The sequence below is a fragment of the Moorena sp. SIO1F2 genome (assembly GCF_010672755.1).
Taxonomy (GTDB): domain Bacteria; phylum Cyanobacteriota; class Cyanobacteriia; order Cyanobacteriales; family Coleofasciculaceae; genus Moorena.
In genome coordinates, this window is record NZ_JAAHFV010000127.1 from 1 (window position 1) to 16,128 (window position 16,128).

The 16,128-nt window shown below is 43.3% G+C and carries 17 protein-coding genes and 1 pseudogene; 10 read left to right on the forward strand and 8 right to left on the reverse strand.

Annotation, left to right across the window (positions count from 1 at the left end):
• Positions 1-191: 191 nt before the first annotated feature.
• Positions 192-428, forward strand: coding sequence for a hypothetical protein (locus F6J94_RS16420; protein WP_293042135.1), 237 nt, complete (start codon positions 192-194; stop codon positions 426-428).
• 149 nt (positions 429-577) lie between these two features.
• Here F6J94_RS16420 and F6J94_RS16425 read toward each other — a convergent pair whose 3' ends face one another.
• Positions 578-2,281: a tetratricopeptide repeat protein gene (locus tag F6J94_RS16425; protein WP_293042138.1), complete on the reverse strand. Its 1,704-nt coding sequence runs from the start codon at positions 2,279-2,281 to the stop codon at positions 578-580.
• 16 nt (positions 2,282-2,297) lie between these two features.
• On the reverse strand, positions 2,298-3,626 hold the full coding sequence (locus F6J94_RS16430) for an AAA family ATPase (protein ID WP_293042141.1): 1,329 nt from the start codon (positions 3,624-3,626) through the stop codon (positions 2,298-2,300).
• 197 nt (positions 3,627-3,823) lie between these two features.
• On the opposite strand from F6J94_RS16430, the gene F6J94_RS16435 reads away from it, so the two are divergent.
• Together F6J94_RS16435 and F6J94_RS16440 are read left to right on the forward strand one after the other, a co-directional pair.
• Positions 3,824-3,967 (forward strand): hypothetical protein, encoded by a 144-nt coding sequence (locus tag F6J94_RS16435; RefSeq protein WP_293042144.1) that lies wholly within the window; start codon positions 3,824-3,826, stop codon positions 3,965-3,967.
• A 62-nt stretch (positions 3,968-4,029) separates the two neighbouring features.
• Positions 4,030-4,332: a hypothetical protein gene (locus tag F6J94_RS16440; protein WP_070393038.1), complete on the forward strand. Its 303-nt coding sequence runs from the start codon at positions 4,030-4,032 to the stop codon at positions 4,330-4,332.
• Between the two features lie 13 nt (positions 4,333-4,345).
• On the opposite strand, the pseudogene mraW reads toward F6J94_RS16440, so the two are convergent.
• A pseudogene (mraW, locus tag F6J94_RS16445) lies at positions 4,346-4,525 on the reverse strand (16S rRNA (cytosine(1402)-N(4))-methyltransferase); the annotation flags it as partial.
• Between the two features lie 165 nt (positions 4,526-4,690).
• On the opposite strand from mraW, the gene F6J94_RS16450 reads away from it, so the two are divergent.
• Positions 4,691-6,226, forward strand: coding sequence for a cytochrome P450 (locus tag F6J94_RS16450; protein ID WP_293042147.1), 1,536 nt, complete (start codon positions 4,691-4,693; stop codon positions 6,224-6,226).
• A 5-nt stretch (positions 6,227-6,231) separates the two neighbouring features.
• On the opposite strand, the gene rsmH is transcribed toward F6J94_RS16450, so the two are convergent.
• Together rsmH and F6J94_RS16460 are read right to left on the reverse strand one after the other, a co-directional pair.
• The gene (gene rsmH / locus F6J94_RS16455; protein WP_293042150.1) at positions 6,232-7,146 is read right to left on the reverse strand and encodes a 16S rRNA (cytosine(1402)-N(4))-methyltransferase RsmH; all 915 of its coding nucleotides are present in this window, start codon (positions 7,144-7,146) and stop codon (positions 6,232-6,234) included.
• 218 nt (positions 7,147-7,364) lie between these two features.
• The gene (locus F6J94_RS16460; RefSeq protein WP_293042153.1) at positions 7,365-7,520 is read right to left on the reverse strand and encodes a hypothetical protein; all 156 of its coding nucleotides are present in this window, start codon (positions 7,518-7,520) and stop codon (positions 7,365-7,367) included.
• A gap of 153 nt (positions 7,521-7,673) precedes the next feature.
• On the opposite strand from F6J94_RS16460, the gene F6J94_RS16465 reads away from it, so the two are divergent.
• From F6J94_RS16465 to F6J94_RS16490, 6 genes are all read left to right on the forward strand, one after another.
• The gene (locus F6J94_RS16465; protein WP_293025917.1) at positions 7,674-7,994 is read left to right on the forward strand and encodes a hypothetical protein; all 321 of its coding nucleotides are present in this window, start codon (positions 7,674-7,676) and stop codon (positions 7,992-7,994) included.
• 261 nt (positions 7,995-8,255) lie between these two features.
• Positions 8,256-10,334 carry a dynamin family protein gene (locus F6J94_RS16470; protein ID WP_293042156.1) on the forward strand — a complete coding sequence of 693 codons (2,079 nt, stop codon included), beginning with the start codon at positions 8,256-8,258 and terminating at the stop codon, positions 10,332-10,334.
• A gap of 232 nt (positions 10,335-10,566) precedes the next feature.
• On the forward strand, positions 10,567-10,773 hold the full coding sequence (locus F6J94_RS16475) for a hypothetical protein (protein WP_293042159.1): 207 nt from the start codon (positions 10,567-10,569) through the stop codon (positions 10,771-10,773).
• A gap of 75 nt (positions 10,774-10,848) precedes the next feature.
• On the forward strand, positions 10,849-11,202 hold the full coding sequence (locus tag F6J94_RS16480) for a hypothetical protein (protein WP_293042162.1): 354 nt from the start codon (positions 10,849-10,851) through the stop codon (positions 11,200-11,202).
• A gap of 169 nt (positions 11,203-11,371) precedes the next feature.
• Positions 11,372-11,671 carry a hypothetical protein gene (locus F6J94_RS16485; protein ID WP_293042165.1) on the forward strand — a complete coding sequence of 100 codons (300 nt, stop codon included), beginning with the start codon at positions 11,372-11,374 and terminating at the stop codon, positions 11,669-11,671.
• 401 nt (positions 11,672-12,072) lie between these two features.
• A complete protein-coding gene (locus F6J94_RS16490; RefSeq protein WP_293042168.1) occupies positions 12,073-12,438 on the forward strand; it encodes a hypothetical protein in 366 nt (121 codons plus the stop codon).
• Positions 12,439-12,630: 192 nt separating this feature from the next.
• Here F6J94_RS16490 and F6J94_RS16495 read toward each other — a convergent pair whose 3' ends face one another.
• The 3 genes from F6J94_RS16495 to F6J94_RS16505 all read right to left on the reverse strand — a co-directional run bounded on the left by F6J94_RS16495 (position 12,631) and on the right by F6J94_RS16505 (position 15,823).
• Positions 12,631-13,401 (reverse strand): ABC transporter ATP-binding protein, encoded by a 771-nt coding sequence (locus F6J94_RS16495; RefSeq protein WP_293042171.1) that lies wholly within the window; start codon positions 13,399-13,401, stop codon positions 12,631-12,633.
• Between the two features lie 359 nt (positions 13,402-13,760).
• Positions 13,761-14,600, reverse strand: coding sequence for an ABC transporter permease (locus F6J94_RS16500; protein ID WP_293042174.1), 840 nt, complete (start codon positions 14,598-14,600; stop codon positions 13,761-13,763).
• Between the two features lie 161 nt (positions 14,601-14,761).
• Entirely contained in the window at positions 14,762-15,823 is a 1,062-nt protein-coding gene (locus F6J94_RS16505; protein WP_293042177.1) for an ABC transporter substrate-binding protein, read from the reverse strand.
• Positions 15,824-16,128: the final 305 nt, after the last annotated feature.

Here is a 16,128-nt window from a genome sequence, read left to right on the forward strand (position 1 = left end):
TATGGGGATATAGGGAGATAGGGAGATAGGGAGATGGGGAGATGGGGAGCAAGAGTATAGTTTAATATTGGTATTAGCAATTCTTCCTCTACACCCATTGTTAGAGTTGTTAATTGGTAATAGGGATTTGATAATGGCGATGTAATTGTGGTGTTTCACAGGAGCAATAGTCTTTTCCTCAATTAGACCTCTTGCAAAAGTGTTTTTCTAATAGTGTTTGCGTCAATTCTTGTCCACTGTTCCCTGTTCCCTGTTCCCTGTTCCCGACTTCTGCAAGAAGTCTATTGATAGCAGTCGAAGTAAAGGTTAAGACACGTTTTTATTCCCGATTCCCTATTCCCTACTTCCGACTCCCGACTTCCGACTCCCGACTCCCGACTCCCGACTCCGGACTCCCGACTCCCGACTTGATATCAATCAACCCCTGAAATCGCTGATCTGAGCGAATGCTGTCAAAATCTGAGTCAGTTTTTGCCATCTCTCGATATTCTTCAGGATTGAGAGTAATTGCCTGTTGCAATTTATCAAGGGCTAAGTCTATATTTCCTTGTAAGGCATAAAAGCAGGCTTTGTTGTATCAAGCTTGGTGGTGATCGGGTTTAAGTTTCACAGCTTGGTCATAGGACTCAATCGCTGCTTCCTTTCTTCCTAATTTCGGTAGGGCAATCCCTCGGTTGTTCCAAGCTTGGTAAAAATCGGGTTTAATTTTCAAAGCTTTATCATAGGATTTAATCGCTGCTTCATTTTGTCCTAATTTCCATAAGGCAATCCCCCGGTTGTTCCAAGCTTGGTAAAAATCGGGTTTAATTTTCAAAGCTTTATCATAGGATTTAATCGCTGCTTCATTTCGTCCTAATGCCAATAAGGTAAACCCCCGGTTATACCAAGCTGGGTAAAAATCGGGTTTAATTTTCAAAGCTTTATCATAGGATTTAATCGCTGCTTCATTTTGTCCTAATTTCTGTAGGTTAACTCCCCGGTTGTACCAAGCTAGGTGGTAATCGGGTTTAATTTTCAAAGCTTTATCAAAGGATTTAATGGCTGCTTTTTTTCGTCCTAAATCCGATAGATCAATCCCCCGGTTGTTCCAAGCTAGGTGGTAATGCGGTTTAATTTTCAAAGCTTTATCATAGGATTTAATGGCTGCTTTATTTTGTCCTAATTTCTGTAAAGCATTCCCCCGGTTGTACCAAGCTTGATGGTGATCCGGTTTAATTTTTACAGCTTGGTCATAGGATGTAATCGCTGCTTCGTTTTTTCCTAAATCCGATAGGGCAAGCCCCCGGTTGTAGCAAGCTTCGTGGTAATCCGGTTTAATTTTAAAAGCTTGGTCAAAGGAATCAATCCCTGCTTCCAAACGTCCTAATATCGATAGGGCAACCCCCCGGCTGTACCAAACTTGGTAATCATCGGGTTTAAATTCCAATGCTTGGTCAAAGTTAGCGATCGCGTCTTCATACTCTTGGGCAGCAAGCAGTATAATTCCTAGTTCAACTAGTAAATCAGCTTGCTCTTCAGGAGTTTGATGCTGTGCTTCCAGGCGTTTTTCAATAGCGATAATTTTTTTACTTCGTTCTTCAGGATTCAAAGACTGATTCTGAAAGTCTTCTTGTTGACACTCCTCTGATTTGCTAGGAAAGTCAAACAGACCAGAACGCCAGTCAAAAAAGTCGGGAGCACGGTGGATAAAGTAATTCAGGGAAAATGACCGTAAGAGAAACACAAAACAAATTTTAAAATCCTCTCGAAATCGTTCTCTGTGTTGGTTGAGATGATTTAAAATATGAGGAACCCCTTTCCAACTATAGGAATAAATTGCTTTGTTATCCCATCCCTGCTGAAGTTTCGTCTCTTCATACTTATAAAACGAATATTCTAGACCTTGGATAAATAAAACATTGATATGCTCCCTGTCGCGGCGATCCTGAACAATGCCGTATAAATTATCAATCGGTTCCTCGAAGCGCAACACATCTATTGTTTTCTGAGGCAAATCCTGCTTAACCTGCTTAACCAACTTCTCTGCTTCTGCGGGAGAACAACGGACAAATAATAATCCAAACCCTCTAAGGCGTCGAACGGCACGGAGTAAGTCTTGGTATTGTTCTTCTGGACTCGCTGGAGGTAAATCCTCGTCCGCATCAGTAAAGTTTACCATTAGTTGTAAGGGAGCAGGGAGTCGGGAGTCGGGAATAGGGAGTCGGGAGTCGGGAGTCGGGAGTCGGGAGTCGGGAGTCGGGAGTCGGGGGAAGAGTGTGGGGAGATAGGGAGATTTACCCACCTGCCTTTTGGCTACCTTACTGCTGTGAGTCTAGTTGAGCATAGGCGTCTTTAAATTCCCGAATCCCTTTAATCAGGGGATGAACATCGTACCAACACTGTCTTTCTCCTTCATCATCAAAGTATTGATACTCTAACAAACAGCGATTAAATAATAACTGACGATACTGGTCATTATTGTGTATCTGCTTGGAGCGGTAAACATCAGCTAAAACCGACCATTGTCCATCCTGAACCGTTCGGCGATAGGTATCTCGTGCATCAGTAATGGATCGTTGCACTGCTCTGAGGGAAATGGGTAAGGTTTCGGTGCGAGCAATGGCGGTTTGGATTAATAATAGCAAATTCCGCACATGACCTCCACTCATCAGACACAAGCGCTCTAAGGCTTCTGGACTTTCAAATATATCGGTTTCTAGGGAGCGAGTGGGAGCAAATTGGCCGACTCGCTTGCTAATCACTTCTTTAACTTTATTGAATCCAGGCTGATAGAGGTTACCCTCTTTAGTTCGCACCATAATCATCGGTAACACCTGGGCATCACCATAGATATCTCGCAAATCATTAGTTCGCTTGGAGTACAGCATTGAAATCGGAACTGTGTAGATAATATGGCACTTTAATCCCGTTAATTGTTCACTACGGTCTAAAAAAATTTCTTCATGATTAGTTTGGTTACTCTCTTGGATAACTGGGACAATCCGGTCTAAATTATCCGCAATCACTGCTAATTTAGTACATCCAGCTGGTAAGTTCTGTTTGGCTTCTGTAATAAACTGATTCAACGCCTTTAGTAGAGTAACCGTGTGGGGATTAATTTTTTGTCGAATCTGTTGACGCAAGGTTGGTACAGCTCTTAAGTTAGCAGTTAGTTTGCCATACTGAGAAATTTGTGCTTCTACACTTAGTCCATCAAATGCTATTTCAGTCAGAGCCAAATCTTTTAACTCTTGCCAGCGGCTTTTCAGCCAGTTCAGCAACGGCCTGGGATTAGCACTGTCCTTGAGGTCTTCGAGCAAATGGCGAGTACAGGCCAGCAGAATATCAGTATATTGAGTATCTTCGGAATCCACATCTTCTTCATCTGCGGCAAAATACACCACATAGAAGTTATTTTGTTCCAAATATTGCTTCAATCGGAACAATTCTGTAGATTTTCCTGCCCCCCGATGACCTCCATATAAATGATAGGTCTCTCGCTTAGAAAGCAACATCTCTTTCCCTAAATCCACCTGGATCTCTCCATCCCCCCGCACTTCCCGACAATCGACATAAACCGGGTCTCCTGCGGGTAACGGTTGGGAGGGGTCAAAGGCATTGTAGAGGTTTTCCAGTAAATCAGTCATAGAGGGAAGGGAATAGGGAATAGGGAATAGGGAGTAGGGAGTAGGGAGTAGGGAGTAGGGAGTAGTGATAAGATTTGACGCTTTCAGTACTGAAATTGATTGTTATCACGTCCGTTATTAAGTTTTTTTGTACTCGTGCCAGATCTTTAGTATCAGTAGTAGTTTAACTGGAGAGAGTTCAAAGATGGTGTAATCGGGTGACAACACTAGGTCGCTGGATCGCTTCTATCATACTGTTTGCCTCAATTGTTTTCCCCAATTCCCGATTCCCAATTCCCGATTCCCGATTCCCGATTCCCGATGCCCGATTCCCCACAACTGCCGCGAAGTCTAATCCCTAAACATCAGGAAATGAGACCAATCAAGCTGTATTAAGTTTTAGATTCACAAAAAGCTCACTATCATGAAACCAGTTAAATCAATGAATGAACTAGTAGAACGGGTATCTAAAGATCCAGAACTTGCGGAAGAAATCAAGAGAGACCCAGTGGAAACCATCCGTAGGCTTGGTCCACCTCTAGAAACAGACCGTTGGATTTACCGGATTGTGGTCAGTGCCTTGGGCGGTACCATGCTGGTAACTGTTACAGGTGCCATCGGACTAGCTGTGGCGGGTAAGGATGTTCCTGATATCCTGGTGGGGATTGGCACTGGTTCTTTGGGTTCCTTGGCTGGACTGTTAGCACCTGCCCCATCCCGAGACTAGAGGGCTGAGTGGATCACTCTTGAATGCTCAAGTCTCGTCGCTCTGCGAATCTGAGTTTTGCTGAACGAGCACGAGGGTTAAGCTGGATTTCTTCAGCTTGTGCTACAGTTTGTTTTTTAGTTAGCACTCGCAATAGTGAGCAATTATTTGACAAATTTCGTAATTTGTGCTTAACAATCCGGTCTTCCAAATTTAGGGGGAACATAAGATGCGTTCGCGTAGCGTGGCCAAACGCGCCCCGCGTGGCCCAAAGGCCAAGGCCAATCGCATTCTCTAACTCAGTGGTTGTCTGAATATGAGGGACTTTGGTTGGTAGTAGAATTTAGCTAGCAGTGTTAAAGTCAGGAGAATGTTGAGCATGTTCGAGCATTCATGGACAATTTTAGCTTTTCTTGTAGGAACAGGGATCAGCCTTCTCCTGTGGCGTTGGCAACAACGCCAGCTAGCTTTGAGCTCGATATATGCTCTGCCATCACCCAAGGGGAAATGGCTTACAGGTAACGCCATTGAACTTCTTGCCGCTGCAAAACAAGGAACCTATTCTCTGACAATCTTTCGATGGATGCAGCAATACGGCTCCATGATTTCGCTACGGATCTTCACCAGACCGATGGTGATGGTGGCAAAGCCCCAACTGATTGAAAGCATTTTGACAGAGGGGCAAGCCCAGGGGATATTTACCCGCAGTCCATCCTTTTATCACGCCTACAAAGATGTGTTTGGCGTACATCTCGGAAACCAGGTTGGTGAAGCCTGGAAGTGGCGTCGCCAAACCGCAGCACCAGCTTTCCGAGCCAGTCAATTCACTCAAAAGTTCGATCTCATCCGTCAGGGGTGTCAGCAAGTCATCACACAACTTCAAAGCTCGGCTCAAACAGGCAAAGAGGTTCAAGTTGATCCCTTATTTGTGGACTTGACCATGAATATCATTGCCTACTTTTTCCTAGGTGTTACCTTTGATAAAACCTCAAACTTTGCAGGGGAACCCCCCTTCGATGCCAAGCGCCTGTATGCAGCTCTTGCAGTCCTCGAAAAACATGTACTTTTGCAGACTGCAGGTCGCAGTCGATGGTTTAAGTTTCTCCCTACGTCAGAAGGCCGAGAATACCGACAGGCTCAAGATTATTTACAACAGAATTTAAAAGCTCGGGTCGCGATGGCGTTGCAAGTGGCCAGGGCTTCTGAGGCCGAATCCCCATCAGTCAGTTCGTCGTTTCGGGATTCGATGTTGGTTCAATTTGCTAAAAACCCCCAGCATGACGAAGACTCCCTGATGGCCGAGACCCGAGCCTTGATCTTTGCAGGTCATGACACTACGGCTCATACCATGTCCTTTGCAGTCGGCGAATTGGGGCTTAATCCTGGAGTCTTTCAGGCCGCACAACAGGCTGTGGATCAAGCCTGGGAGAAGGAAGGGGAGCTAAATCTTTCTACTTTGAAACATTTAGACTATATAGAAGCTGTGGTCAAGGAAGCGTTACGACTCCATCCAGTGGCCACCGGAATCCCCCTAGTCACGACCCAACAGACAGAATTGGATGGGGTCAAGATGCCGAAAAATGTAGGCGTCGAACCTTTTTTCTGGGCTGCGGGACAGGATCCTGAGATGTTTCCAAAACCGGAAGAATTTCGTCCAGAACGATGGCTGCAAAAGGAAACTGACCAACAGCCACTCCCCCTCCTGTTTGGATTTTCCCGAGGATCTCATTTTTGTTTAGGCGCATCTCTAGCACTTTTAGAAGCAACGGTGATGTTGTCTTTACTCCTCCGTCATTTTAACTGGGAACTCGTAAATGGCCGAGATTCTCTAGAAGATGTTAATCAGTATTTGACAGTATTTCCCCGCGATCGCATGCCGATTCGTTTTGTTTCGAGAACTAAATCCATAGCTTAGACTTGTTAGTCTTGAATGCTCAGCTCTAGTCGCTCTGCGAATCTGAGTTTAGCAGAGCGAGCACGAGGGTTAAGCTGGATTTCTTCAGCTTGTGCTACAGTTGGCTTTTTGCTTAGCACTCGCAATAGTGAGCAATTCTTTGACAACTCCCGGAATTTGTGCTTAACAATCCGGTCTTCCAAGCTGTGAAAACTGATAATTCCAAGTCTTCCTCCTGGTTTCAGCCAATGGGGGGCAATGTCGAGGAAGGTTTCGAGGCTATCAAGTTCCTGGTTGACGACAATCCGTAGGGCTTGAAACACCCGAGTCGCTGGGTGAATTCTGCCATAGCGGTATTTCGGGGGAACACAAGATGCGATCGCATTCGCTAATTCAGTGGTTGTTTGAAACGGACGCTTCTCAACAATCCGGCGTGCCATCCGCCGGGATAACCGTTCTTCCCCATACTTATAAAAAGCATCCGCTAGCCGTACCTCACCCCAATGATTAATAACATCCTTTGCCGTCAGAGACTGGCTTTGGTCCATCCGCATATCTAACTCAGCAGTATGGCGAAAACTAAAGCCTCGCTCTGGTAAATCTAGCTGAGCTGAACTGACGCCTAAATCCGCAATAATACCATCAAATACCCTATCATTAGACTGATATTCGGCAAAATTTCCCTGCCAGAAGTGAACTCTTCCGCCATAACTGGCTAACCTGGTCTTGGCGGCTGCGATCGCATTAGCATCCCGGTCAATAGCTGTAACCTCCACATCCGGTGCTGCTGCTAAAATTAACTCAGTGTGTCCACCACCACCCACAGTGGCATCTAAGTAATGACCACCCGGACAGATCGCTAGTCCCTCAATTAATTCCTGACTCAATACGGACAAATGGAAAAAGGGTGTTGTATTTGCCTGTAATGGTTCATTTTCCATGTAATTCAAGCAATTCTAAGTAAGTCCTGAGGATATTAGACATCCTGCTGTTCATCAGACCAGATTCTCCGGGAACTCTATTACTGTAACCTATCAACTGTAACCTCTCTAGTTGTGAACAGTCACAAGTCTTACTCAGCACTATATGGAAAGGAGGTTTTATAGCACTACCCATTCAGATGTTTGACATTCCTAAACTCAGCAAACTTAGTCATAGGTTACTTCTGACTTCTGACTTCTGACTTCTGACTTCTGACTTCTGACTTCTGACTTCTGACTTCTGACTTCTGACTTCTGACTTCTGACTTCTGACTTCTGACTTCTGACTTCTGACTTGCGCGTAGCGCTATAGTAAAAACTATAGGCTTGATCATACTTATGAGCTATATTGAATCAATTTAGAATTGCTATAGTAGCTAATGACTAATGATAAAAGTACCCCTGTGGGTACTGTCAATCCATGACAGAAGCATCAGACTAGATTTGTCAGTCAACCAGGAAATTTTCAGTCAACTCAGGAAAACCCGATGAATTCCAAAGAAGAAAAAGCTAAAGACCTTGAGCTTCGAGAACGAGAACTCCAGCAACGGGAGCGAGACCTTCGACTCCGGGAAATGGAAACGGAAATTTATCAACAGGAACCACAAGTGCATCAAACCCAGAAGCATGAAAAACCTGAAGGTAAACTAAAAAAGTGGGGCAGAAAGCTAGCTAGATTCGGGAAATTCTTAGCCGTTGTCATTGCCGTTGTTGTCACCATTAGAGTCGCTTATTGGCTTGCCCTAGTCATGATAGTTGGAGGAATTGCCTGGTTAGGATACGAAATTTTCTGGAAAGATGACAATTGAATAACAAAACCAAAAGGCAATAAAGTTAAATGAATCAATTCCCAATCCTAAAATATTTAAACAGTAACTAATTACAGAATATCATAAAATTTTATAATAAATACTTATAAAGTATATTCTAGGGATTATAAATTAATTGTGATAATTTTTGTTCCCTGTTCCCTGTTCCCTACTCCCTACTCCCTACTCCCTACTCCCTACTCCCTACTCCCTGTTACCTGTTCCCTTTGAAACCATTAATTAGATAAGATAAAAATAAATATGAGTACTAAAATCGAAACCACAAATTTTCTCAATGATCTCGATCGAGTTGCCACGGTGCGTGGTGAAATAGCTGGTTATTTAAATCAAATCAGTAATATACTGGAACAATCGGAATCCGCAGGGGAGCAAAATTCTGGTAAATTAGGCTTGGATAGAGATATTGAAGATATCTCTAAAGCTAGTAAAAATTTATACCAGGGGCGATTCCGACTACTAGTGTTAGGGGATATGAAGCGGGGAAAAAGTACATTTCTCAATGCTTTAATTGGTGAGAATTTACTGCCCAGTGATGTCAATCCTTGCACAGCTTTATTGACAGTTTTACGCTATGGTGCTCAAAAGAAGGTGACAGTGTACTTTAATGATGATACACCACCAGAAGAAATTGATTTTAAATCCTTTAAGCATCGCTATACCATCGATCCAGCTGAAGCGAAGCGACTTGAACAACAGAAGAAGCTAGCGTTTCCCAATGTTAGTCATGCTGTGGTGGAGTATCCCTTACCGTTGCTAGAAAAAGGGATTGAAATTGTAGATAGTCCAGGACTAAATGATACGGAAGCGCGCAATGAGTTATCCCTCGGTTATATTAATAATTGTCACGCTATCCTGTTTGTGCTCAGAGCAACTCAGCCCTGTACTTTAGGGGAACGTCGTTATCTAGAAAATTATCTAAAAGACCGGGGATTAACGGTTTTCTTTCTAATTAATGCTTGGGACCAGATTCGGGAAAGTTTGATTGACCCCGATGATACAGAAGAATTAGAAGAAGCTGAAGATAGACTAAGGCGAGTATTTCAGGCTAACTTGGCAGACTATTGTCAGGTAGATGGCTATGATATCTATGATGAACGAGTGTTTGAAATATCAGCAATAAATGCCCTGCGCAAGCGAGTTAAAAATCCAGACGTGTCTCTTGATGGCACAGGATTTCCAGAGTTTATGGGAGCACTCAATACATTTTTAACGAAGGAACGAGCTATTTCTGAATTACGACAAGCGAGAACCTTAGCCCGTCAAGGCAGTAACCATGTTCATGAAGCTATTGAACGTCGCATCCCCTTGCTAGAGCAAGATTTAAATCAATTGAAGGAACGGATTAATTCCGTTGAACCAGAATTTAATAAACTCAAGGATATTGGTGAACAATTCAAGGATGAAATTAAAACTGTTCGTGATAATAAAGCGAAAGCGATCGCAGATTCCTTTCGTACCTATGTTTTAAATTTAGGCAATACCTTTGAGTCAGATTTTTTACACTATCAACCTGAACTCCGATTTATGGATTTCTTGAGTACAGGCAAACGAGAAGCCTTTGAATCCGAATTGAGAAAGGGCTTTGAACGGTATATTAATGATAAATTGTCAGAGTGGAGTAAGACAGCTGAAAAAGAAATGGATGCTGCCTTTGCTCAGCTATCTCGCAGTGCGGTAACCTACGGTGCTTCCTATACTAAAGTAACGGATAAAATTAATCAAAAGTTAACCGGACAAACCGTAAGACCGGTGAGCAGCTACACCACAGAAGATAACGCTCCCGCTTGGGCAAAATGGGCAGCAGGATTATTTTCCTTAGCTAGGGGTAATCTAGCAGGAGTCGCCATGGCTGGAGCTGGTTTCGATTGGAAAAATATTGTGCTGAATTTCATCACAGTCATGGGAATTGGTGGCATCATTACCGTTGTTTCTGGGATTGCTCTCGGACCAGTGCATCTAGCCTTATTAGGATTAGGGGTTGGAGTCGTGCAAGCCGATCAAGCTCGTAAGGAATTGGTGAAAGCAGCTAGAAAAGAGTTGGTGAAATATTTGCCTGAGGTAGCACAAGAGCAATGGCAACCAATTTATGATGCTATCAAAGAATGTTTTGATGTGTATGAGCAGGAAGTAACTGAGCGGATGGATGATGATATTAAGGCTCGCAAAGGGGAATTAGATAATTTAATGAAACAAAAAGAATCTCATGAAATTAATCGGGAGCAAGAATTAGATCGCTTGAAACAGTTAGAAGCTGATGTCACCTCCCAAGCCCAAAAGGTTGAGAGCGCTTATCAGAATTTTGTGAATGCGATCGCTTAACCTTCTAGTAAGCATTCAGCTATCAGCCGTCAGTAGTCAGTGGTCAGCGGTCAGCCGTTGGCTTTTGGCACCTCAAGTAGCGCATTAGCTGATAGCTTACCCTTCTACGGTTGTTCGTTAATTGAATAAAAAAATTGAATAAAAAATCATAACAGTTGAAGGTTGACAGTTAACAGTTAATTGTCAACCTTCAACTTTAAATTTTAAACTTCCAACAAAATAAGCTTAAACCTTGGCCTTTTGGCCTTTTGGCCACGCTACGCGAACGGCCACGCTACGCGAACAACCTTGGCCTTTTGGCCACGCTAAGCGAACGGCCACGCTACGCGAACAACCTTGGCCTTTGGCCACGCTACGCGAACAACTCCCTACTCCCTACTCCCTACTCCCTACTCCCTATTCCCTATTCCCTATTCCCTGTTCCCTTTACTATATATAATTTTTAACGCCAATTTGGCGAAACATTTTTGGCAGTAATAGTAATAATAAAAAAACACCTTAAGCAGACATAAAAATGAAAATTGAAGATTTAGAGTTTACGGAACAAACAACAACCGAGACAGAGCAGATTAAAGGAGCAATTGTTCCACTGCTCGCATCAGCTGGAATTGGTGCTGCATCAGGAGCAGCGTTTCAGGTCGCATCCAACGCTATTTCTGGTAAACCCCTAGGTGATGGTGTTTTCCAAGCAGCAGCAGGAGGTGCAGTTACAGGAATGTTTAGTCCAGTTTCTACCATTTGGAAACCGATAAAAATGGCTCAACCATGGATACAAGGCTATCGACGAGGCATTGACCCAAAGTCAGTTTGGCGTCCGATTGTCGGTGGAGGTGCCGGTGGATTACTCCATGGAGCATTAAGTCATTAAGGAGTTTTGTCAGTATTTTTTTGTCTGCGGGGTGTGATTATTCGTCAGTCAAAAGGTCAAAATTTAGTAAGGGTGTACACCTGTGCGCCCTTACAACTTTCTCCCAATACCGGCAATAAGTAATGGGTAAGGATACTAAGGGAGGATGGGAGCATCGGGAGTAGATATCATGTCATTTTGTAAAAGGTTATTAAAAAGGTTATTGCGAAGATTATTAATTGGAGGAACTACAGGTTTGCTTGTGGTAGTGTTATTAGATATTTTGGCTTATCCTCTCTATCATCAAGAGCCAACTTCTCTAAATTGGTTTGAGCAAACCTTGATGAAAGTAGATTACCAAGCAGCAGCACTACAGGAAGACATGGTTACTTATTTAGTAATCGCAGTACAGGATGGAATTCGGCTAATGATTGCAGTATGTCTATCCCTGACTCTAGTTGAAACTGTGGTGATAAAAAGAAAAGGTTGAGTCTTATTTTTTAAAGGGAACAGGGAACAGGGAACAGGGAACAGGGAACAGGGGAGCAGGAAATAGGTAATATAGCGCTACGCGCAAGTCAGAAGTCAGAAGTCAGAAGTCAGAAGTCAGAAGTAAGCTATGACTAAGTTTCGGAGTTTAGGAATGTCAAACATCTGAATGCGTAGTGCTATAATGAAAAAAAATCTGTAGCTCATAGCTATGATAAATACTAAAATTTAAATTTACAGCAGCTTATAAAAAAAATAAATACAGCGTTTTTCATAACTATAAGGTACACGTTGTTTTTCCCTGTTTCCTCTTCTATGTTCCCTGTTCCCTGTTCCCTGTTCCCTAACACCAAAAAATTTGTACCTCACCGAATTGCAAACCGCTGTAAATGAGGTAACCTGATGACTTTGAGAACTGATCCAAAGGATGATATTACCGAAACTCTTAGGCAAATGATTGGGGATATCATCCCAATAGCCTATGAAACAGATCGTGCTGAAGCCTGTCTATCTACCTTATCTTTCCAAAGCCTAAATTATCCAGAAAGACACATTTGGATTGACACAGATGGTGATGGAATAGCAATTGATTTAGAAGACTGGCAGGATGAAAGGGAATGGGATAACGCTGTTGCTCGGATTACAGTCGAGGCTACAACAGAAGTCGTAGATATCGTCAAAACCTGGCTTTCTGGAGAGAAATTGGACAACTATTCTAATCTTAATAAAGACTATGAAAGAGTTAATGAAATGGCGTTGCTGAATTAAGGAATGAATGCGGGATCATCTGGTTTTGGTCAAGCCCCCTAAATCCCCCAAGCGAGCAATCCCTCGCTTGGGGGACTTTTACCATCAAATTGATTATTGTTCCCCCCAAATTTGGGGGGCTAGGGGGGCAAAACTATACCCATAATCAGCAACGCCAATAAAATAGCCACTATCTCCAATTAATAACCATGATCAAATGCGCAAACCCTGAATTACCTGCCGTTTCAATTCCACAAATTCCAGGGTTAGCTTTGTATCCAGAGTACGAACAGCTGGCAAGTCAATCATAATCTTATCCCGGATACAACCGGGATGAGTTCCCATCACATAGATACCCTGGGATAAGAACACCGCTTCTTCTACATCATGGGTAATCATCAAAACCGTAATATGGGTCTTCTGCCAAAGTCCTAGAAAAAATTCCTGCAATTCCTCCTTAGTTTGGGCATCTAAGGCTCCAAAGGGCTCATCCATCAACAGCACTTCCGGTTCATTAGCCAAGGCTCGTGCGATCGCAACCCGCTGTTTCATACCCCCTGACAGCTGTTTGGGGTAGGCATTAGCAAAGCGGGTTAGACCGATTACATCCAAATAGTAAGCAATCCGTTCTTGGGATTCCGCTTTAGGCAATCGTTGTAACCTCAGACCAAAACCGATATTATCAGCAATCGTTAGCCAGGGAAATAGGGTATAGTTCTGAAAGACCATGCCCCGATCCCGACCAGGACCTAAAACCACCTCACCATCTACCTTTACATGTCCTTTAGAGGGAGGAATTAGTCCAGCGATAATGTTGAGCAAGGTTGATTTGCCGCAGCCAGACGGTCCAACTATACAGACAAATTCATTCGCTTCAAGATCGAGATTAATATCCTTTAGCACTACCAATTCTTCCCGTCGGTGGCGAAAACTTTTGGAAATATCACACACCTGTAGCTTAGGCAAATTGTAATCATTGGTCATTTTTAAATAACCTTGAACATAATAACCTTGTCAGCTATCAGCTATCAGCTTAAGCCCTACGCGCACGCGTGCGCGTTCAGCTATCAGCTATCAGCTATCAGCTATCAGCTATCAGCTATCAGCTATCAGCTGAATACTTATCCTTCAACTTTATTAAACCTTAAACCTTCAATTTATTAAACCTTAAACCTTCAACCTGATTAACCCTTCAACCTTAAACCTTCAACCTTATTAAACCTTCAACCTTCAACCTTCAACCTTCAACCTGATTCAATCTTAAACCTGATTTAACCTTCAACATTCAACCTTATTAAACCTTGGCCTTTCGGCCACGCTACGCGAACAACATGATTAAACCTTTAACGCTCAACAAATTGCTCCGACCAAGGAACAGTTAAGCGAAAAAGTAACCTAAACCCAAAATCCAGCATCAACCCAATCAATCCAATGACTAAAATACAAAAGAGAACTTTATCGGTTTCTAGGAATCGTTGAAAATAGATAATCTTGAAGCCCAAACCATTTTCAGCAGCAATTAATTCCGCAATCACCAGAAAATTCCAGGCACCAGCAACATTAACCCGCATCGTATCAATAATATTTGGTAGAGTTGCTGGTAGAATCACTCGAAATAATACATCAACCCGATTCGCTCCCAAGGTGTAAGCCACATTAAGCATTTCATCAGGGATAAACTTGACAGCATCAGCAATCATTATCGCGTTGTAGAACACAATTCCCAAGAAAATAATTATGATCTTTGCGGTTTCACCTAACCCTGCCCATAGAACAATTAGGGGCATAAACGCTGCCACTGGCATATAGCGTACAATACCGACAATCGTACCAAACAGGCTCTCCATGCTGTAGAATGTCCCCATGGCAATGCCAATGGGAATACCAACTACTGCCGCAAACAGAAAACCAACTAGCACACGGGTGAAACTGGCGATAATATCAGTCAGTAACTGCTCTTGTGTCAACATCTTCCAGCCAGCTTTCAGGACAACCATCGGACTTGGCAAGAATCTTGGGTCTACTAATTCTTGATAACTTAGGAAGATCCAAACTAGCAGGGGGACTACTAAGGCAATGATGGTGAGAAAGATACTGAGCCAGCCAGGAAAACCCTGACGGATACTCCAAAATACGGATGGTCGTAGGTAACGTTTGCGGGGAGAAGATATAGGTTGTGGCACAGGGGTCTTAAGTGACAGCAAATTTAGGTAATGTGTAATGTTTCTAAAGCGGCTTTGACTGAGATCTTGCACCATTGTCATTAATCGTAGGGTGGGCAGTGCCTACCAACGCGCTTTGCAAGCTTCATTATCTGTCTGGTGCACTGCCCACCCTACATGAACTAAAATGCTTCTAAAGCGGCTTTCACAAATTTCGGTTCCAGAAATTGCTCCATATCAGGAATAGTATCAATCTTGCCTTGCTTTGCCAAAAACCTCGCCATATCCATCAAGGGCTCTAGTAAGTAGGAATCACTCTGCTTATTTCCTAGCATTTCCAGATTGGCATGAGCGTCCGGGAGACTAATCCCTTTTAGATCAGCAGCTAGGGCATCCGGCTCAATTTTCAACTCCTTCGCTGCGATCGCTAACCCTTCCGATGGATGTTGATTGAGAAAGCCTAGTCCTTTGAAAACCCCTTTGACAAAGGCTTCCACCGCCTCTGGCTTGGCTTCGATATATTCAGTGGCAAACAGATAAACATCAGTAATCGCTGTCGGTATTTGGGACGAGTCGTAGATAATGCGTCCATCAGGTTGAGCCAAGTTAGCCTGTTTTAGGAATGGTGCATAGGTAACAGCAATGTCCACATTCCCCACCTGGTAAGCTGCTGCTGCTCCCGCTGGATCCACGTTCACCAAGGTAACATCAGCTTCACTCAACCCAACTGCTGTGAGTACTTTTAGTAGAAAGAAATGGCTAACTGCCCCTTTTTCAACCGCAATCTTCTTACCCTTAAAGTCCTTAATGCTACTAATACTGTTGCGGGCTAAGATGCCATCCCCACCAACGGAGTTATCCTCTACCAAAACAATCCGATAGTCTTTGCCCTTAGTTGCCAATAAGACTGCTTCAGACGTTACAGGGGCAATAGCATCCAGTTTTCCTGCTAAAAAGGCAGAGATATAATCGGGATTATACCCAAAGGTTTTCAGGTCAACCCTTAGCCCCAGTTCCTGAAAGAAGCCTTTTTTGATCGCAATCAAAAGAGGAGTTAAACCAATCCAAGTGGTCACCCCTAGAGACAAAGACATCGATGGGCTGGGCTTAGAATCACCCAAGTCATTCCCAGAAGATGTTTGCTTTGGGGGAGTACATGCCCCCAGGATAACGCTGCTGGATACGAAGATTAGCCATTGCAAAGTTTGACGTCTTGACCACAACTTGAGTCTTTGTAGAACCATATCATCTTCCGTTATATCCGTTACATGGGTTAACCCATCCGTTTCCAGTTAACTCCTGAAGACGGTATCTAAAATAACATTTTGTAATTTTTTTGGGGTGAGGGGTTGCACCCCTCATTATTTTTGTTATATTTAGATCAGTAGATGCACCCTGATGATTAAGAGAGCCGCACTTGTGACTCTCTTCTTTTTTTTTAGGCTTAGAGGGGAAGAGTGGGAAGAAGCAGACCAGAGGAAAGAAATTTGGTGTGTGCCTTACCAGAATTTGGGTAGGGCTATGCATTGGCTTAAGTTGACTATTGCTA